Source organism: Amniculibacterium sp. G2-70, from assembly GCF_014353055.1.
GTDB classification, from domain to species: domain Bacteria; phylum Bacteroidota; class Bacteroidia; order Flavobacteriales; family Weeksellaceae; genus Amniculibacterium; species Amniculibacterium aquaticum.
In genome coordinates this window covers 695,205-715,035 of sequence record NZ_CP060698.1, presented here as the reverse complement: position 1 = coordinate 715,035, position 19,831 = coordinate 695,205, and the positions used below count along the sequence as shown (strand labels likewise).

Here is a 19,831-nt window from a genome sequence, read left to right as displayed (position 1 = left end):
ACCAAATATTTAGTATAATTCGATACTCCAAATATACTTTATTATTTGGATAAAATTTAGAGTTAAAAGTTAAATTAAATCAGCACAAGAAATGGCAAAATTAACTTCCAGAAGCGAAGATTATAGCAAATGGTACAATGAACTAGTCGTAAAAGCCGATTTAGCAGAAAACTCAGGGGTAAGAGGCTGTATGGTCATCAAACCTTATGGTTTTGCTATTTGGGAAAAAATGAGAGATCAGTTGGACAAAAGATTCAAAGAAACAGGACATCAAAATGCTTATTTCCCAATTTTTGTACCCAAAAGTTTGTTTGAAGCCGAAGAAAAAAATGCAGAAGGTTTTGCAAAAGAATGTGCTGTAGTTACTCACTATAGACTAAAGACCGATCCGGACAATCCGTCCAAATTGGTGGTAGATCCGGATGCGAAATTAGAAGAGGAACTGATCGTAAGGCCGACTTCTGAAGCCATCATTTGGAATACCTATAAAAACTGGATCCAGTCGTATCGAGATTTACCGATCCTTATAAACCAATGGGCGAATGTCGTGCGTTGGGAAATGAGAACAAGACTTTTCCTAAGAACGGCAGAGTTTCTTTGGCAAGAAGGACATACGGCTCATGCCACCAGAGAAGAAGCCATTGTAGAAACCGAGCAAATGTTGGATGTGTATGCCGAATTTGTTGAAGGATTTATGGCGGTGCCCGTAATCAAGGGATTGAAAACACCAAGCGAAAGGTTTGCTGGTGCCGATGAAACCTATTGTATAGAAGCCATGATGCAAGATGGTAAAGCATTGCAGGCAGGAACTTCTCATTTTTTAGGACAAAATTTTGCTAAAGCTTTTGATGTGAAATTCACCAATAAAGAAGGGAAAATAGAACATGCTTGGGCGACATCTTGGGGAGTTTCAACGCGATTGATGGGAGCTTTAATTATGGCTCATTCTGATGATTTTGGTTTGGTACTTCCTCCGAAATTGGCTCCAATCCAAGTGGTGATCGTTCCAATATTCAAAGGAGAAGAACAGTTGCAACAGATTTCTGAAGTGGCTTTGGATCTACAACAAAAACTGAGAGCAAAAGGTATTTCTGTGAAATTTGACAACGACGATAAGAATAAACCGGGTTGGAAGTTTGCTGAATACGAACTGAAAGGTGTACCTGTAAGAATTGCTATGGGGGCTAGGGATTTGGAAAACAAAACCGTAGAAATTGCTAGGAGAGATACCTTGACTAAAGAAACGGTTTCTTTGGAAAATATCGATGTGTACATCGAAGAATTGTTGGTGAAAATTCAAGAAGAAATCTACAACAAAGCGTTGAATTTCCGTACAGAAAACATCACCAAGGTGGATACCTACGAAGAATTTAAAAAAGTTTTGGAAGAAAAAGGCGGATTTATTTCAGCACATTGGGACGGCACTGAAGAGGAAGAAGAGAAAATAAAAGAAGAAACCAAGGCAACCATCCGTTGTATTCCTTTGGACAATGAGATGGAAGAAGGCGTTTCTTTGATCTCCGGGAAACCATCCAAACAAAGAGTTATATTCGCAAAAGCGTATTAAATTTTATGTCAAACAAAAAAATATTCCGTTTCAAATGAGACGGAATATTTTTTTACAATCGAAGTCTGTATTTTAAGGATTGGTAGAGAAAATAGATCCATTAGCAATCAGAGCTCTTCTGTTCATCTTTAAAATGTCTCTTACCCATTCTGCAAAATCTTCAGGTTGAAGTACTTTTTCAGGATTACCATCGGTCAAACCTCCATCTATGCTCATGTCGGTCGCAATGGTACTTGGTGTGAGGGTGAATACACGAATGTTGTTTTTTCTCCATTCGGCCATCATGGATTGCGAAAGAGAGATAACCGCTGCTTTGGAAGCGGCATAGGCCGACATTCCAGCTCCACCTTTCAATCCGGCTGTAGAGGCAATGTTTACAATGTCACCTTGATTTTTTTCTTTTAGATACGGATAAACAGCTTGTGCAGCGTAATAGACACCCATCAAGTTGGTTTGCATCACTTGTTCCCAAGTTTTTGTTGGCATTTCGTCCAGTTTTCCAAAATTACCAATGCCGGCATTGTTAATCAAGATATCAACCGTTCCCAAATCCGAAATTATTTTTTTTATTCCTTGGTTTACTTCCTCTTCTTTAGAAATGTCGAATGCAGCAAAAGCCACTTTTACGCCTAAATTTTCAATTTCAGCAGCTACGGTTTTTAGGGTTTCTGTACTTCTTCCTGTAATTCCGATGTTGACTCCTTCATGAGCCAAAGCCATAGCAATCGCTTTGCCCAAACCTCTGCTGCCACCAGTGATGATGGCGTTTTTACCTTGTAAATTCATAATTTTATTTTCTTTTCAAAATGCAAAATTAAGAATTTCACTTGCCATTCGTGTTAATTTTATGTGAAGTCTTTTATTGATTTTCATTGATGATGTCGATGAAAAGATTTGGGTAATCTGTCGTGATTTGGTCAATGTTCATCAAATTTAATTTTTTATAAATTTCAACCTCGTTTACCGTCCAAGAATTGGTGCTAAGATTCAAATTTTTTGCATCTTCAATCCAAGACGGTTGGTCTAAAAAAACAGAATAATGGTAGTTGATGCCGTCTATTCCTAAATCGGAAACTTCCTTTGGATTTAGATCGCCCTTCAGGTATTGAACATGAATTTGTGGATTGATTTTTTTTATCGTTTCACAAATATTTATGCTGAAGGATATTAGAATGACCTGATCTTCCATTTTTTTCTCGGTGATCAGATTCAAACATTTTTCAACCATTATTTTTTTTAAATCCTCTTCTACAGGCGGTTTAAGTTCGATGACGAGTTTGAATTTTGGAGTTTTTTTTCCTTGCAAAAGAAAGTCTTCAAAAGCAGGAAGCCCTTCGTTGTTGCTAAGTTTTAGAGCTTTTAGAAATTCCAAATCGGAATGAGAAATTTTCCAGTTTTCAAAATATTCATCGTGAAAAACCAAAAGCCGATGGTCTTTAGTCAATCGTATGTCGAATTCGGATCCGAATATGGGAAGTTGTTGCGCATTTTTTAGGGATTGCAAGGAATTTTCAGAAGTTGGTGGCTCGCTTTTGAAAAATCCGCGATGGGCGATTATTTTCGGTTGATTTCTCATGGGAGTAGTTTTTTTCTATACGAATTTAATATTTTTATGAATTTGTTGGGCTTATTTTGATTAAAATGAATAAAACCTTACTTTTGATTAAACAAAAATGAAAAGAAGCATGAAAAAATATTCATCACTTCTGTTTTTTATAGCAGTGGTTGCCGTGGTTTTTCTGATTCAGCGCCAATTAAAACTTTGGAATGATCATAAAGAATGCTCTACCGAAGTTACGAGGTACACGGACAAAGCTGGCACTTTGGTTACGGTGAAAGAACATGTTTGTAGGGAAAAATTTAATTTTTAAAGATCGCCATCATCATGAAACTAGTACTGTTTTTTTCTGTGTCTTTAGCATTAACTTCATGTGTTGGTGTTCAGAAAACCGTTTTGGACGAGCATTATTCGAAGAACAATTGCAACCAACACGCTCCATTGAATTATACAGAATCCGATTTGCCAAAACCCTTATCGGATTTGGAAATAGATCCTCTTCTAAAACTTAAAATATCAGAAAAGTCGCTAAATACGGCCAATGCCATCGGTTTGTTGGATGATCTTACCGCTTTTGTAAAGCTCAGCGAGAATCAAAAGGATCATAAGAATACCGATTTTAGGCTGGAGAAATTAGAATTGCTCCAAAAAATTCATCAAAAAATTAACATCGCTTCCTTAGAAATTTCGTCCGTCGCCAGTGAATTGGATTGCGAGGAAGAAAGAGCCGATCAGGTAGCTCAATTTTTGAAGGGCAAAGAAGACAATACCGAGAAAAATTTGGTGATAGGCTCTATCATTGTTGGCGCCGCCGGAACGATTGCTGCAGAAGTCCTATCAAATAGCGATACCAAACAAAGTACGGTGAGTTCTGTTGCCATTGGAGCAAGTCTTGCTGAAGCCTCTCTCGGGGTCTTGATGCTCACCAATACAAAGAAAACCGATTTTTTTCATCCTCGAAATGCCCTCAGTGATATTTGGAATGTCCCTAAAGTATCGTCTTATTACCCGGCTTCCATCTGGTATTACCTGAATACGGAAGATAAGGAAAAACAGAGAAAATCGTTTGTGAAATTGTTGGTGGATGAATGGTTGAACTACGAACAAATAGCCGAAAGTAAAGATAAAGATAAGGATAAAATCTACGATTTGTATTTCGGAAAAGGTGGACTTTATACTTCTGAACAGCTAAAAAATAGAGCCGATATGATGGACCAGGTGGAGGCCTTCATTACCCTGATGAAACAAGATTTGAAAGAATTGGCCATAGAAATAGAAAAGTGGAATGTTCAACAATGATTCTGATTTTATAGTTCTTTTTTTGGTACATTATTTCTTTGAGATTCATTTGATTAAGATTGTTGAAAATAAATTTGTTAGATTAGGCTAACAATAGTATTTTTGTCAAATGAAAGCACCTTGGCAAAGAATCAATCAAAACAACTCCCTTCCCGAATCTCATGCAAGTGTACAAGTCCCAAGAACAGGTAGTTTTTGGAAAAAACTTTTTGCGTTTTTAGGCCCTGGACTCATGGTTGCCGTTGGGTACATGGATCCCGGAAATTGGGCTACCGATATTGCCGGTGGATCTCAGTTTGGTTATACTTTGCTTTCCGTGATTCTGATTTCCAATATTTTTGCCATGGTTTTGCAACATTTGGCTGTGAAATTAGGCGTAGTTGCCGAAAGGGATTTGGCTCAGGCTTGTAGGGATCACTTCTCTCCTAAAGTCAATTATGTGTTGTGGGTGCTTTGCGAAATTGCAATTGCAGCCTGCGATTTGGCCGAAGTCATAGGTTCTGCCATTGCACTCAATTTATTGTTTGGGATACCTTTAACTTGGGGTATCGTAATCACCATCGTGGATGTATTGCTGATTTTATTTCTTCAACACAAAGGATTTCGTTGGTTGGAAGCCGTGGTTGCAGCTCTTATTCTGACCATTTTCGGATGTTTTATGTACGAAATCATTCTCAGCAAGCCCGATGTCTTTCCGTTGCTCTCAGGCTTGGTTCCCCAAAAAGAAATTGTAACCAATCCATCGATGTTGTACATTGCCATTGGGATTATTGGTGCCACGGTGATGCCTCATAACCTTTATTTGCACAGCAGTATTGTACAAACGAGGAATTACGAAAGAAATGCGGAAGGAAAAAAAGAAGCCATAAAATTTGCAACCATCGACAGTACTTTGTCATTGTTTATGGCGTTTTTCATCAATGCAGCCATTTTGATTGTTGCAGCGGCTACTTTTCATACCACAGGAAATCATCATGTTGCTGAAATTACCGATGCTCATCAATTGTTGGCTCCCATTTTAGGCACCAGTTTGGCCTCTGTATTTTTTGCAATAGCATTATTAGCGTCTGGTCAAAACTCGACTTTGACAGGGACTTTAGCAGGACAAATTGTGATGGAAGGTTTCCTGAATCTCAGATTGAAACCGTGGCTGAGAAGGCTGATCACAAGACTCATCGCTGTAATTCCGGCTTTGGTGGTAACCATTATCTATGGCGAAAAAGGAACTGCTGAATTGCTGGTGCTCAGCCAGGTGATATTGTCCATGCAACTTAGTTTTGCGGTTGTCCCTTTGGTGATGTTTACCAGCGACAAACTGAAAATGGGACAGTTTGTGAACAAACCCGTTTTGAAATGGTCGGCATGGGTTATTTCTTTCATCATCATCATTCTCAATATCATTTTATTGTATCAGACATTATTTAGTTCATAAGTACTTGTGTAGAAATAAGATCGTTCAATAATTTGAATTGTCTGTCTTTTCTGTTATTTTTGTGCATCTTAAAAATGCAGCATGGATTATTTGAAAGGTCTTAACGAATCTCAACACAAAGCAGTTACAACACTTCACGGACCACTTATGGTATTGGCCGGTGCCGGATCTGGGAAAACCCGAGTGCTTACCATGAGGATTGCCCATTTGATCAACAATTTGGTAGATCCCTTTAATATTTTGGCACTTACCTTTACCAACAAAGCAGCCAAAGAAATGAAGGAAAGAATTGCAAAAGTGGTGGGCGAATCCGAAGCCAGAAGCCTTTGGATGGGGACTTTTCACTCGGTTTTTGCAAGAATTCTTCGTTCCGAAGCTCATCTTTTGGGTTATCCTTCTAATTTTACCATTTATGATGCCCAAGATGCCCTAAATGTTCTTAAAAAAGTATTGAAAGACCTGAACATCGATTCGGATTTGTACAAACCCAAAAAAGTCTTGTCCAGGATTTCGGCGTATAAAAACAATTTGATCACCGTAAAAGCCTATTACAACAATCCTGAATTGGTGGAAGCCGATCATAAAGCCAATATGAAATTCATCGGTCAGATTTATGAAAAATATGTTGATGCCTGTTACCGAAACGGTGCCATGGATTTTGATGACCTTTTGCTGAAAACCAACGAGTTGTTGACCCGATTTCCTGAAGTTTTAGCCAAATATCAAGATCGTTTTCGTTATATTTTGGTAGATGAGTATCAGGATACCAACCACTCTCAGTATCTGATTGTTAAAGCGTTGGCGTCTAAATTTGAAAACATTTGTGTGGTGGGCGACGATGCCCAGTCCATTTACTCTTTCCGTGGTGCCAACATTCAGAATATTTTGAACTTTAAAAAAGATTATCCCGATGCTGTAACGGTTTCTTTGGAACAAAATTATCGATCGACACAAAATATCGTGAACGCTGCCAATGTTGTAATTTCTAAAAATCTGCAACAATTCCAAAAAAATGTTTTTAGTGAAAATGAAGTGGGTGAGAAAATTAAAGTCTATCGAGCACTAACCGATGCCGATGAAGCCAATTTCGTTGCCAATACCATTTGGGAGCAACATCATTTCAACCAAAAAATGTTCGATGATTTTGCCATTCTTTATCGTACCAACTCACAAACCAGAGCTTTTGAAGATGCTCTGAGACGGAAAAATATTCCGTATCGTGTGTACGGCGGACTCAGCTTTTACCAAAGAAAAGAAATCAAAGATCTGATCGCTTATCTTAGGGTTTTGGTGAATGAAAACGATAACGAAGCCCTCTTAAGAATCATTAATTATCCGGCTCGAGGTATTGGAGAAACGACGCAAAATAAATTGATTGTATTTTCCGACTCTCAAAATATTTCTCTTTCTCAAACTTTAGACAATATTGCATTTTATGCACCACAATTGGGGCTTAACAATGCGGCAACCGTCAAACTTAACGATTTTTGGGCGATGATCCGTGCATTTCAGGTCATGTTAAAAACCGAAAATGTCTATCAAGTAGCGATGGAAGTTGCCAAAAGAACGGGTTTTATAAAAATGCTGAAAGACGATCATACTCCAGAAGGAATTTCCAGGGTAGAGAATGTTCAGGAATTGATGAACTCCATGCAAGGATTTATCGAAGAACAACAGCAATTGGAAGATGGCGATGCCTCTCTGTCTAATTTCTTAGAAAATATTGCCCTCAGTACCAGTCAGGACAACCAATCGGATGACGAAGGACCAAAGGTTTCTTTGATGACCATTCACCTTTCCAAAGGATTGGAATATCCGATAGTACATGTTGTGGGATTGGAAGAAAATCTTTTCCCAAGTTTCATGAGCTCATCCACCAGAGAAGATTTGGAAGAAGAAAGACGACTGTTTTATGTGGCGTTAACCAGAGCTGAAAAGCAAGCCTACTTTTCCTATGCCATTTCTAGATTCCAATGGGGGAAAATTTCCGACTGCGAACCTTCACGATTCTTAAGTGAGATTGATGCCCATTATTTGGAAATGATCAATCCCGTTACTGAAAGCCGTTTCTTGAACCGATCTGGACTATCGTCATCTATATTTGATGAAACGCCTTCCGTCCCAAGAAAATTTAAAAAAGTAGAGACGGCACCTAAAAAGAAATTGTCTTTGGGACAAGATAGTCCTCAACCCGAGAAAAAACAATTGAAGCCCATTGATGCTGCAAAAATAACCAATCCAAGTGGCAAATCTACTGAAGAAATTGTGGTGGGCGATCGCGTTCGACACGATCGTTTTGGGATAGGAGAGGTGGTCTTCTTGGACGGTACAGATCCGGCGAACATCAAGGCAAAAGTTAATTTTTTAGGTGAAGGAGAGAAGAATTTAATTTTGAAATACGCCAAATTAACAAAACTGTAATTTTTTATTGTGTTGATATTCAGTGTTTAAAATATTTAATGCGATTGATAATTGTCGTTATTTGTAATTATTCTAAATTAAATTAATACATTTGCAACATGAATACAACAGTCATCCCTTTCAAGATAGCACCTCTTAGTCCAGCATTTGGAAAAACAGAAGAAATGTTTTGTGGTAAAAAGAAATGTTGCAAAAAATACAAAACCGGCAAACGATGCAAAAAATGTCCAGGCCGTTTAAAAATGGCTTAAGGTTATTTCTTAAATAGAACATATTCATTTAGTTTTTTTTATAGCAGTTAATTGAAAAATTGACTGAGAATAGATTTTTATATTTTAGAAACTGCTCTTTTTGGGCAGTTTTTTTTATTTTTGAAAGGAATATGATTTTATGAATTTCCCATCAATTAAAAAGTATCCACTTTGGATGTTTTCTGTTTTAGGATTGTGGCTTCACTCCTGTACATCGTCCAAAAAATATATGGTTTTTTCTTCTGGAAATAACGGACAGAAGATGTACAATGTGCCTTACGGTCTGGATGCAAGGCAGAAGATGGATGTTTTTTTGCCCAATCCCTCAAAGCTTTATCCGGTGGTGATTTTGGTGCATGGAGGTGCTTGGAAGTATGGCGACAAGGCACATCTCAGACAGGTTCAGCAGTTGCTGTTCAGATATAAGATCCCCACTGTAGCGATCAATTATCGCTTGGTGTCCAAATCCATAACTTACAAAGACCAGTTGGATGATATTCGTTTGGCCATTCAGAAAATTAAATTTGAACATGAAAATTGGGATGTTCAGACCGATTCGTTCATCTTATTGGGCGAAAGTGCCGGAGCTCATCTCGCTTTGGTCTATGGATACACACATCCGGATGAAATTCTAAAAATTATTTCGATGAGCGGACCAACCGATTTTTATTCTGAAAAATTTCTGAAAAGCACCTATTCCAAGTACGCTCTTCCTTTGATAGAGAAAATGGTTGGCGAAAAAATGGATAGAAAAAGTCCGCCGCAAAGTTTTAGAGAAGCCAGTCCGGTATTTTTAGCCAATCATGTTCCCACTCTTCTTTTTCAAGGGGGAAATGATCTTTTGGTCAATAAAAATCAAGCATTCGAATTGGACTCTGTTCTCGAAGCTAAAAAAATCCCACATCGACTGGTATTTATGAAAAATGCAGGCCATGCACCACGACTTTTTAGCGAGAATAAAAGAGACAGCATCATCTATCCCAATATTCTCAATTGGATTATAGGAAAAGAATTTAATTCCAAATAAAAAATGAAAAAAGCAATTCTTATCACCATTGGCGACGAAATTTTATCAGGAACAACGATAGATACCAACTCCAATTTTATTGCAGAACAATTGAAAAGCATTGGCATAAAAGTTTCTGAAATAAGAACCATTTCTGATGAAGTTTCAGCGATTGAATCTGCGTTTCTATGGGCTGTGAATCATGCAGATTTGGTGATTGTAACCGGTGGTTTGGGACCGACCAAAGACGATAAAACCAAGAAGGTTTTGGCACAAGTTTTTAGCGATACATTGGTGATGGATGAGGTGGTTTTCGGACATTTAAAAGATTATCTAACCAAAAGAAAACGATTAGAAATTTTAGAACTTAATCGTTCTCAGGCCGAAGTGCCCTCCAAAGCAAAGGTTTTTCTAAATGATTTTGGAACCGCACCCGCCATGATGATGTCCAATAAGCAATGTAAAATATTTTGTTTGCCCGGAGTTCCATACGAGGTGAAGCCCCTTATGAAAGACAAGATCATCCCATTTCTGCAACAAGAATTCTCTTCGGAATATATTTTATCCCAAACCATTTCCATAGTCGATGTTCCGGAATCGGTACTTTCAGAAAAAATTGAATCTTGGGAAATGGCATTACCTGAAAATATGCAACTTTCTTATTTGCCGATTGCTAACAGGATAAAACTGAAATTAACTGCAGTAGGAAAGGATAAAAAAGTTTTGCAAAATCTTTTAAATTCACAGATTGATGGGTTGAAACCTTTGGTCAAAGATCATGTTTTGGCTTGGGATGGCGATAGAATTGAAGAAATATTAAAAGGAATACTAACCGAAATAGGATTGACCATTGCCGTGGCTGAAAGTTGTACCGGTGGTGAAGTTTCTAAGTTGATAACCTCGGTTTCTGGGAGTTCTGCCTATTATTTGGGAGGGATAGTAGCGTATGATTTTCACAAGAAAATTGATATTTTAAAAGTGAAATCCGAAACCATAGAAAAGCATACGGTGGTATCTGTGGAGGTGGCACAGGAAATGGCAAAAGGTTGTCGGGATTTGTTTTTGTCGGACATTTCTATTTCTACCACAGGAGTTGCAGGTCCCAATTCGGACGAATTCAACAATGAGGTGGGCAGGGTGTATTATACCATTCAGGTTAAAGATGTTCAGAAATCGTACACCTTATTTTTGCCCCATTTGGAAAGAAAAGATTTTATGAATTTTGTAGCCATGAAGGTGCTTCAGGATCTTTTGAAAATTTTAGTTCAAACTAAAAACTGAGAATTCATCAGGTTTTTGTAAATTTAAAACTTTAAAAATACAAAAATTATGAAGCTTTCCGATCTTGCCAATAAGTTAGAAATTTCCATAGAGTCGCTCAAAAAATTCATGATCGATTTTGATCTCGAGCTGAACGAATGCATGTGTACCAATTTTGATGTTAAAGAAGACTTTGAAAAATTTGCCTTGGAAAATGTAGAATTTCTACAAAAATTTGAGAAAGATCTTTTTCAGGAAAAATCAGCAGAGATTATTGCTAAAACCTTACAGCAACCCATAGAAAAAGTTCAAGAAGTTATAAAAAAAGACCTGCCCAATTTGTTTGAAAATGGGATGTACAAATCCTCAGTATCTACATTTGGTATCGATAGAAAATTGGGAGGAGATTACCGGTTTGTGTACAATTATTTTGGTCAAAAAAGTACTCTGGTTCAGAGGGATTTTATAGGATATCGGGATTTGTATTTTTACATTACCGAAGTCTTAGACCCGTTTGTTAATCCAGATTCTGTTAAAGAATGGGGCATACACAAACCGGCTGGCATTGTGCTTTATGGCCCTCCCGGAAGTGGGAAAATCTATTGGGCCAATAAAATATCCGAACTTATCGAATACAAATTCAAAGAAGTGAAAAAACATTATCTGGGTACTTCTTTTGTCGATGGCAACAAAACCGGTTTCAATGATTTTTTGGTGACCATGCTAAAGGAAGAAAAAGTTTTACTTTTCCTTGAAGATTTTGATACCATCATGATGGAAAGAAATGAAGAAGTCTCCGTTTCTTCGGACAACGAAGAAACCAAAGAGATCATCATGCATTATATTTCTAAATTCGAAGAAGAAAATATTTTGATGATAGGTTCTGCACATACCGTTTTTGCAATCGATGATGAGGTCTTGGCACCAGGACGATTTGATGTGATGATTCCTGTTTTTCCGCCCAACCACAAAGAAAGAATGGAGTTGGTGCAATATTATATGTTGGAAAACCTGAATGAAGACGCCTTGTTGTACAAAATATTGATTAACAATCAGGCCGATCATTTGCCATTTTGGAAAGAAATTACCAGCAAAATGAAACTTTTCAGCAATACCATGATCGTCGATTTTACACAAAGTCTTAAGAAACACATCAAAAATCAATACAAAAGACTGAAAAAAGAGGATATGGTTATTGGTTCTAATTTATTAGAAGCTGCTCTTAGAGATGCCATAACCAAGCTAACCGAAGAATACCTCAACCAAATTGTGCAGTTTATCCAAGATGTTTCGATTAACAATTATGAAAATTTTGCACAGAGAATTGAAGGAATGAAGGCTGAACTGAGCACTTATACCGTGCAAGAGCAACCGGAAAGAGCCATAGGATTTCAACACAACGGAGAGAAAAAATAGTTGAAGATGTATTTTAGTTTTCATGACCAAACACCAAACACCAAACACCAAACACTAAAAACGAAACACCAAACACCAAACAATTTCTGAATTGATTTTCTTACTTTTGCAGCATGATTACAAATGACCAGTTAAAAGCCGTTCAGAGTCGTATAGACGACCTTTATAAATATCTTCAGATCGAAAAAAAAAGTATAGAAATTGCGAATGACGATGAAAAAACAGCTGCTCCAGAATTTTGGGACAACCCCAAAACGGCAGAAGTTTTTTTGAAACAACTTCGATCCAAAAAGAAATGGGTAGAAGATTACGAATCCATTCATAACCAATTCGAAGATGCTCTGGTTTTGGTCGAATTTGCAAAAGAAGATCCCGATAGTGAAAAAGAATTGGACGATTCTTTTCCGCTTTTGATCGAAAATATAGAAAATCTCGAATTCAAAAATATGCTTTCCAACGAAGGCGATGAGTTGCCGGCCGTTTTGCAAATTACAGCCGGTGCAGGTGGCACAGAAAGTTGTGATTGGGCGTCGATGCTGATGCGTATGTACACCATGTGGGCCGAAAAACAAGGCTATAAAATCAAAGAACTCAACTTTCAAGAAGGCGATGTTGCTGGTGTGAAAACCGTAACTCTAGAAATTGATGGCGAATATGCTTTTGGGTATCTAAAAGGCGAAAACGGCGTGCATCGTTTGGTGAGAATTTCTCCTTTCGACTCCAATGCGAAAAGGCATACCAGTTTCGTTTCGGTATATGTCTATCCTTTGGTTGATGATACGATAGAAATCAACATCAACCCGGCAGATATTTCTTTTGAAACCATGCGAAGCTCCGGAGCTGGTGGACAGAATGTGAACAAGGTAGAGACTGCCGTGCGTTTGCGACATGCACCTACAGGTATTATCATCGAAAATTCTGAATCCAGATCTCAGCTTCAGAACAAAGAAAAAGCCATGCAGCTCCTTCGGTCAAGACTTTACGAAATCGAGTTGGAAGAAAGGATGAAAGCCAGAAACGAAATCGAAGCCGGAAAAATGAAAATAGAATGGGGGAGCCAGATCCGAAATTATGTGATGCACCCGTACAAGTTGGTGAAGGATGTGCGTTCCGGTTACGAAACTTCCGATGTCGATGGCGTGATGAACGGTCAGCTGACTCCTTTCCTAAAGGCTTTTCTTATGGCGGATGGGACTGCAGTTTCGGACGATTTGGATTTGTAAAATTTAAGAATTATTAACATTTTCAGTCTGCATTTTTCTTTTAAATTAAACTATATTTGCGACTAACTTTTTAACTATGGATGCTTTTCAGTGGCAGGATTTACTAAATCCCGAATTTTATATCAAATTGGGTGGGTTTTGGTTAATTCTTTTTATCGTTTTTGCAGAAACTGGACTTTTTGTAGGTTTCTTTCTCCCGGGAGATTCACTCTTATTCATATCAGGAATTTATTCGTCCACCATCATCAAAGAAACTTTTGGTTTTGATGGCGGAGGTTTTGTCAATACGGCACTTTTGGCAACAGCAGTTGCAGTAGCAGGTATCATAGGAAATATGGTGGGATATTGGTTCGGTAAGAAAACCGGTCCATCTCTGTACAAAAGACAAGATTCCTTTTTATTCAAGAAAAAATATCTTTTCAAAGCACACGATTTCTTTGAAGAGCACGGAGCTTTTGCTGTAATAGGAGCTCGTTTTCTGCCTATCGTTCGTACTTTTGTGCCCATTGTAGCCGGTATAGTAGAAATGGATAGGAAAAAATTCATGTTCGACAACATCGTGGGGGCTTTTGCTTGGTCTTTTTCTTTGATTTTTGCAGGCCATTATTTAGATGCTTTGTTCCAGCAACAATTTGGAATTGACCTAAAGGCGCATTTGGAGATGATCATCCTTATCATCGTTTTGGTAACAACTTTGCCTATTATTTTCAAATTTTTCTTTGCAAAACCCAAAGTAAGAGAAGAACAATAGGATGTCGAAAACTTAACAATACAAAAGCTTTCCGTTTTGGAAGGCTTTTTTTATACCCGAAACTTGAAACTTAAAACCTAAAACTCGATACCTTGAAGCATCAAGACTCGGTATTCTTGGCCAGACCCGACCGACTGTTCGCTCTATCTTTTGCTTCTCGCCCACTTTCCAAGGCTTAGCAAAAGGATGCCGCTGCCATTCGGGCTAGGATTAAGGGGCGTGCATGGTTTGTTTATTTTTAGAGATTCGTCGTTTTGAGGGCTCGCCTTCGGCTCGCCCCTTTTTTACAATTTTTCATAAAAAAACAACTCCAATAAAAATTAAAATATTGGAGTTGTTTTTATGATGGTATTTATAGAATTACAAAATATGCTTTTCGGCATGGTAAGAAGATCGCACAAGAGGAGAACTCTCTACATGGCGGAAACCAAGGCTTCTCGCAAAAGCACCCAATTCTTCAAACTCTTCAGGAGTGACAAATCTTTTTACGGGTAAATGTTTTTTCGTTGGTTGTAGGTATTGTCCCAAGGTAATCACATCTACATTGGCATTTCTTACATCTTCAATAGCTTGGAAAACCTCGTCTTTTTCCTCACCCAAGCCCAACATTATTCCGGTTTTTGTTCTTCTTTGTCCGGAGTCTTTTAGGTATTTCAATACATCCAGACTTCTTTCGTATTTGGCTTGTATTCTCACTTCGCGCGTTAATCTTTTTACCGTTTCCATGTTGTGGGAAATCACCTCAGGAGCCACCTCAATCAATCGATCTAAGTGTTTGTGTATCCCTTGGAAGTCCGGGATTAGGGTTTCCATGGTTGTTCCGGGAGAAATTCTTCTCACGGCATTTACTGTTTCGGCCCAAAGTATAGATCCCATATCTTTCAGATCATCTCTATCCACGGAGGTCAGTACCGCATGTTTGATGTTCATTAACTTGATGGATCGTGCTACTTTTTCAGGCTCGTCCCAATTCACATCCATGGGTTTTCCGGTTTTTACACCACAAAAGCCACAACTTCTGGTGCAGATGTTTCCAAGGATCATAAAAGTTGCCGTTCCGTAGCCCCAACATTCGCCCATATTGGGACAAGAGCCACTTTGACAGATAGTGTTTAGTTTGTATTTGTCCACCAAAGAGCGGAGCTCACGGTAGTTTTTCCCAGTCGGAAGTTTTACACGGATCCATTTGGGTTTTTGTACTGTTGTATCTTGAGGTTGATTTTCCATTGTTGTAAAAAAATTCGATGCAAAATTAAGCAATTTTCCATAGTTATTCCCAAAGAATGTTAATCATTGTTCAGGTCATAATCTTTAAGTAATTCGACCAAGATTTTTTTAGCTCTCATGATGCATACTTTGGTGTTGGCAACCGTTATGTTAAGTTCTTCCGAAATTTCTTTTATGCTTTTTTCCTCAAAAAATCGCAGCTGAATAATTTTTTGATAGCGGCTGTCCATACCGGAAATGATGTTTTGTATTTTTTGTTGTTCTTCTACAGAGATCATCAGTTCTTCAGGAGACTGGGCAAATTGGTTTTTCATGTCCTGCCATTGGTCAGTCGTATATTCTTTTTCGGTATTGTTTTTTCTCCAGTAATCGATAATGGTGTTCTGAGCAATGGTCAATACCCAAGTTTTGAACTGGAAATCAGGATCGTAAAGGTTGAGTTTGGAAAGGACTTTGGTAAAGACAATCACGGTAAGTTCGTCTGTTGTATTTATGTCCTGAACCTTCTTCATGATGAATGAAAAAACGGTTTCCCAAAACAAATTAATCAATTGCGTTTGGGACTTTTGATCTTTTTGGTTGGCAGCAATAATCAGTTGCAGTAATTCCTCATTTTTCATAGTATTACAAATGTAATGAAATTGAATGTGTTTTCTGTGTTTTTGATCTTCTTTCTCACCATTTTATACCATTTTTAGAGGATTCTAGATTTTTCTTCCAACAAATTAAACTATCTTTGCAGCTTAAATTTTTTTTAACATGAACGCTTTTATAGAAGAATTGAAATGGCGTGGCTTGTATGCCGATATGATGCCAGGTACCGAAGAACAACTCAATAAAGAGATGACTACGGCCTATATCGGATTCGACCCAACCGCTGATTCATTACACATTGGAAGTCTCGTTCAGATTAAAATTTTGGCTCATTTCCAACTCCACGGACACCGACCTATGGCTTTAGTAGGTGGTGCAACCGGTATGATTGGAGATCCGTCGGGTAAATCATCTGAACGAAATATTCTCGATGAGGAAACCCTAAATTATTATGTGGATTGCTTGAAAAATCAACTTTCCAGATTTCTGAAATTCGACGGCAACGAACCCAATGCTGCTGTTTTGGTCAACAATTACGATTGGATGAAGGAATTTTCTTTCTTAGAATTCATCCGCGATATCGGAAAAAACATCACCGTAAATTACATGATGGCCAAAGATTCGGTAAAAAGAAGATTTACCGGAGAAGGAGGTGCAGAAGGGATGAGTTTTACCGAGTTTACCTACCAATTGTTGCAAGGGTATGATTTCTTACACCTGTACCAAAAAGAAGGCGTAAGACTTCAGATGGGCGGTACAGACCAATGGGGAAACATTACCACCGGTACCGAACTGATCAGAAGAAAAGTGCAAGGAGAAGCGTATGCTTTAACAATTCCTTTGATTACCAAAGCCGACGGTTCCAAATTTGGAAAATCTGAAAGCGGCGAAAATTATTGGTTGGATAAAAAGAAGACTTCACCGTACCGTTTCTACCAATTCTGGTTAAACGCTACCGATACCGATGCCGAAAGATTCATCAAGTTCTATACTTTCCTTGGGAAAGAAGAGATTGATGCCTTAATTGCGGAACATCAAACAGCTCCTCACGAAAGAAAATTGCAAAAAAAATTGGCTGAAGAAGTTACCGTTTGGGTACACGGAAAAGAAGAATATCAAAAAGCTTTGAAAGCTTCAGAAATTTTGTTTGGTCGTTCAACAGCCGAAGATTTGGTAAGCTTGGATCAAGAAACTTTCTTGGATGTTTTCAATGGAGTGCCACAAAAAAAAGTGTTGAAATCCGAAGCAATCGGACAAAATATTGTTGATTTGTTATCTGAAAAATCAGGTTTCCTAAAGTCCAAAGGCGAAGCCAAAAGAGAACTTCAAGGTAATGCCATTTCGGTAAACAAACAAAAAGTTGATGAGAATTTTGTAGCCGAAGAAAGCCATCTGATCGACGGTCAGTTCTTGCTTTTACAAAAAGGAAAGAAGAGCTATTTCATCCTAAAGTTGGTTTAAACTAGAGTTGAGATACCCTACACAAGACTTCCCGGATTGGGAGGTCTTTTTTTTTGTGAGTATTCGTTTTTCTAATTCCAGAATTTTTCTCAAATTTGCCGCATCAATGGGGTGCCAATAGAGTTGGCTGAGATGATACCCAAGAACTCTCCAGTTCTGCACCTGATCCGGATAATGCCGGCGTAGGGATTGTTGCCATCATCTCATCATACAATTTAAAAAATGTTATGATGCAGGATATTTTTCTAAAAACCACCATCTTCGAATGGTTGGGCGTTATTCTTTCTATTTTCCAAGTGCTTTTGGCCAGGAAAAACAATGTTCACAATTATCTTTTTGGGATTGCCGGGATTGTATTGTCCATGTTGGTGATGTTCAGAGCCAAGTTGTATGCCGAATTTTCGCTGAATATTTACTATTTGGTGATGAGCATTTACGGCTGGCTTTTCTGGAAATTCGGGAAAGAAAAAAACGAAGTCGCCATTTCCCAAACCAATCATTCGGAAAAAATGAAGGCGGTGGGAATTGTCGTTCTCAGTTTCGGGATTTTTTATTATTTCCTCACCCATTTCACCAACAGCGATGTCCCAATCTGGGATTCTCTGGTTTCCGCCTTTGCTTGGTCCGGAATGTGGTTGATGGCCAAACGAAAAATTGAAAACTGGATTTTACTCAATGTGAGCAATATTATTTCTATTCCGCTGATGTTTCATAAAGATTTGTACCTCTACGGTTTGTTTTTCATTTTCTTATTTTGTGCCGGTGTTGCGGGTTATCTTCATTGGAAAAAACTTCTTTTAAAACCTCAGTATGCTTAAAATTCAAGAAATTCAAGAGAAATTATTTGGAGTGAATTTAATCCCGGATGATATTATGAATATCGTTCATAAACAACAATGGTTAAGAATTTGGATTCCCAAAGAATATCAAGGTTTGGGATGCCGTTTCCATGAAGGTTTGAAGGTATTGAAAACCGTAGCCAAAATTGATGGCAGCTTGGGTTGGATGGTTACGCTCTGTTCTGGAGCCAATTATTTTTCCAGAAACCTAAAACCTCAAATCGCTCAGCAAATATTTACCGATTCTAAAGCTTGTTTTGGAGGCAGTGGAATGTTGGGTGGTACCGCCAAAATTAAAGAAGGCAAATACCAGATCAACGGAACTTGGCATTTTGCTACAGGAGCTCCTCATCTCACTCATTTTACGCTCAATGCAATGTTGATGAAGGATGGAAACGCAATTATGGATGAGAACGGAAACGAGCAGTTTAAATCTTTTGTTATTCCCAAAACGAAAGTTACAATCATCCCAAATTGGAAATCGATGGGGATGAAAGCAACCGGAACTTATTCTTTTTCGGTAGAAAATGTGGATGTAGAAGAGGATTTCAGCTTTGTGTATAATGAATTTTTTACCCATTCGGTATTGGATAAAATTCCGTTCAGGATATTTGCCGATCTCACCCTTTTGGTCAATTATTTGGGTATGGCCGAACATTTTGTGGAAGAAGCTAAGATTATCCGACCTCGGTTGGATTTTTCAAATTTCATTAAATTCATCAAAGAAACAGAAGTCAAAACAGAAAATTTTGCTTTGGAAATCGAAGAATTATTAAGGTCTGAAAGTTTGGATCTTTCTGAAAAACAAACGGAAATTCATCAATTTGGAGAAGAGTCGGTTTCTAAATTAAGCCATGAATTGTTGGAAATTTATTTTCAGTTAGGCACCAAAGCAACGCATGATGATGAGCCTATTCATCAAATATTCAATGATTTTTTTACGGCCACTCAACATGCGAATTTTAGGAAAGATTGGAAAGAGTAGAGTGGTATTTATAAAAAAAACTGCTCCAATTTCTTGAAGCAGTTCAGGATATTAAAAAAAAGATTTGGTCTATTTGAATGAGTAAAAAGCAATGGCATTTAAGTCTTGTCCGCTTGCAGTGCCGTATTTTACTAATTTTCCATCAACAAAAATTTCAGCTTTCAATACCGAAGTAGGTCCAAAACCATTTCCGTATGCCGAGATTGCTACTGAACCTTCTGAGTGTGCAACTTTTAGCTCGGGACTTTCCCAAGTGTTTCCACTCAGAGAAGCGTATTCGGTGGTTGCCGATCCTATCATGGCAACTGCATTTCCGACGGTTGCATTGGTCGCTGTTAGTTTGAACTGAACGGTATGCTCGGCCGGAGTAGGATTGGGCAGAACTTCAACACCGTCTGTACCGCAAGATTGCAACATTCCGAAAATGGAAAGCGAAAATAAAACGGTTAGAGCTAAAGTCCAGATTTTTTTAATTGAGGATATTTTTTTCATGTTTAAAGTTTCTTGTTAAATCGGGGTAAAAATACTATTTTTTTTGAAA

The 19,831-nt window shown here is 38.0% G+C and carries 18 protein-coding genes and 1 riboswitch; of the genes, 13 read left to right on the top strand and 5 right to left on the bottom strand.

What is annotated here, in order from left to right:
* The first annotated feature begins 91 nt into the window (after nt 1-91).
* Nucleotides 92-1,567 carry a proline--tRNA ligase gene (proS, locus tag H9Q20_RS03215; RefSeq protein WP_187478291.1) on the top strand — a complete coding sequence of 492 codons (1,476 nt, stop codon included), beginning with the start codon at nt 92-94 and terminating at the stop codon, nt 1,565-1,567.
* A gap of 72 nt (nt 1,568-1,639) precedes the next feature.
* On the opposite strand, the gene H9Q20_RS03210 is transcribed toward proS, so the two are convergent.
* Nucleotides 1,640-2,353, bottom strand: a complete 714-nt coding sequence (locus tag H9Q20_RS03210) for a 3-ketoacyl-ACP reductase (RefSeq protein ID WP_187478290.1) — start codon at nt 2,351-2,353, stop codon at nt 1,640-1,642.
* Between the two features lie 73 nt (nt 2,354-2,426).
* The gene (locus H9Q20_RS03205) at nt 2,427-3,143 is read right to left on the bottom strand and encodes a glycerophosphodiester phosphodiesterase (RefSeq protein WP_187478289.1); all 717 of its coding nucleotides are present in this window, start codon (nt 3,141-3,143) and stop codon (nt 2,427-2,429) included.
* Nucleotides 3,144-3,240: 97 nt separating this feature from the next.
* On the opposite strand from H9Q20_RS03205, the gene H9Q20_RS03200 reads away from it, so the two are divergent.
* The 9 genes from H9Q20_RS03200 to H9Q20_RS03160 all read left to right on the top strand — a co-directional run bounded on the left by H9Q20_RS03200 (nt 3,241) and on the right by H9Q20_RS03160 (nt 14,184).
* Entirely contained in the window at nt 3,241-3,438 is a 198-nt protein-coding gene (locus tag H9Q20_RS03200; protein WP_124640853.1) for a hypothetical protein, read from the top strand.
* A gap of 14 nt (nt 3,439-3,452) precedes the next feature.
* On the top strand, nt 3,453-4,424 hold the full coding sequence (locus H9Q20_RS03195; protein ID WP_187478288.1) for a hypothetical protein: 972 nt from the start codon (nt 3,453-3,455) through the stop codon (nt 4,422-4,424).
* Between the two features lie 109 nt (nt 4,425-4,533).
* On the top strand, nt 4,534-5,856 hold the full coding sequence (locus tag H9Q20_RS03190) for an Nramp family divalent metal transporter (protein ID WP_187478287.1): 1,323 nt from the start codon (nt 4,534-4,536) through the stop codon (nt 5,854-5,856).
* Between the two features lie 81 nt (nt 5,857-5,937).
* Nucleotides 5,938-8,277 carry an ATP-dependent helicase gene (locus H9Q20_RS03185; RefSeq protein WP_124640859.1) on the top strand — a complete coding sequence of 780 codons (2,340 nt, stop codon included), beginning with the start codon at nt 5,938-5,940 and terminating at the stop codon, nt 8,275-8,277.
* Nucleotides 8,278-8,667: 390 nt separating this feature from the next.
* Nucleotides 8,668-9,555, top strand: a complete 888-nt coding sequence (locus H9Q20_RS03180) for an alpha/beta hydrolase (protein WP_262385571.1) — start codon at nt 8,668-8,670, stop codon at nt 9,553-9,555.
* A gap of 3 nt (nt 9,556-9,558) precedes the next feature.
* Nucleotides 9,559-10,815, top strand: coding sequence for a CinA family nicotinamide mononucleotide deamidase-related protein (locus tag H9Q20_RS03175; RefSeq protein ID WP_124640861.1), 1,257 nt, complete (start codon nt 9,559-9,561; stop codon nt 10,813-10,815).
* Nucleotides 10,816-10,863: 48 nt separating this feature from the next.
* Entirely contained in the window at nt 10,864-12,210 is a 1,347-nt protein-coding gene (locus H9Q20_RS03170) for an AAA family ATPase (protein ID WP_187478286.1), read from the top strand.
* A gap of 113 nt (nt 12,211-12,323) precedes the next feature.
* Complete coding sequence (gene prfB, locus H9Q20_RS03165) at nt 12,324-13,433, top strand: peptide chain release factor 2 (protein ID WP_124640865.1); 1,110 nt, start codon at nt 12,324-12,326, stop codon at nt 13,431-13,433.
* Between the two features lie 76 nt (nt 13,434-13,509).
* The gene (locus H9Q20_RS03160) at nt 13,510-14,184 is read left to right on the top strand and encodes a DedA family protein (protein ID WP_124640867.1); all 675 of its coding nucleotides are present in this window, start codon (nt 13,510-13,512) and stop codon (nt 14,182-14,184) included.
* A 360-nt stretch (nt 14,185-14,544) separates the two neighbouring features.
* On the opposite strand, the gene lipA is transcribed toward H9Q20_RS03160, so the two are convergent.
* Nucleotides 14,545-15,411: a lipoyl synthase gene (gene lipA / locus H9Q20_RS03155; protein WP_124640869.1), complete on the bottom strand. Its 867-nt coding sequence runs from the start codon at nt 15,409-15,411 to the stop codon at nt 14,545-14,547.
* Nucleotides 15,412-15,470: 59 nt separating this feature from the next.
* Nucleotides 15,471-16,031, bottom strand: coding sequence for an RNA polymerase sigma factor (locus H9Q20_RS03150; RefSeq protein ID WP_187478285.1), 561 nt, complete (start codon nt 16,029-16,031; stop codon nt 15,471-15,473).
* A gap of 139 nt (nt 16,032-16,170) precedes the next feature.
* Between H9Q20_RS03150 and tyrS the strand changes: the two genes are divergently transcribed.
* The 3 genes from tyrS (at nt 16,171) to H9Q20_RS03135 (ending at nt 19,290) form a co-directional block, all read left to right on the top strand.
* The gene (gene tyrS / locus H9Q20_RS03145) at nt 16,171-17,466 is read left to right on the top strand and encodes a tyrosine--tRNA ligase (protein ID WP_187478284.1); all 1,296 of its coding nucleotides are present in this window, start codon (nt 16,171-16,173) and stop codon (nt 17,464-17,466) included.
* A gap of 97 nt (nt 17,467-17,563) precedes the next feature.
* Nucleotides 17,564-17,672: riboswitch (TPP riboswitch) on the top strand.
* Between the two features lie 21 nt (nt 17,673-17,693).
* Nucleotides 17,694-18,284 carry a nicotinamide riboside transporter PnuC gene (pnuC, locus tag H9Q20_RS03140; protein WP_187478283.1) on the top strand — a complete coding sequence of 197 codons (591 nt, stop codon included), beginning with the start codon at nt 17,694-17,696 and terminating at the stop codon, nt 18,282-18,284.
* Nucleotides 18,277-19,290 carry a hypothetical protein gene (locus tag H9Q20_RS03135; protein ID WP_187478282.1) on the top strand — a complete coding sequence of 338 codons (1,014 nt, stop codon included), beginning with the start codon at nt 18,277-18,279 and terminating at the stop codon, nt 19,288-19,290. Before pnuC ends, H9Q20_RS03135 begins: the two co-directional genes overlap by 8 nt.
* A 69-nt stretch (nt 19,291-19,359) precedes the next feature.
* Here the strand turns inward: H9Q20_RS03135 and H9Q20_RS03130 are convergent, their stop codons facing one another.
* Nucleotides 19,360-19,782: a hypothetical protein gene (locus H9Q20_RS03130; protein ID WP_187478281.1), complete on the bottom strand. Its 423-nt coding sequence runs from the start codon at nt 19,780-19,782 to the stop codon at nt 19,360-19,362.
* Between the last annotated feature and the right edge of the window lie 49 nt (nt 19,783-19,831).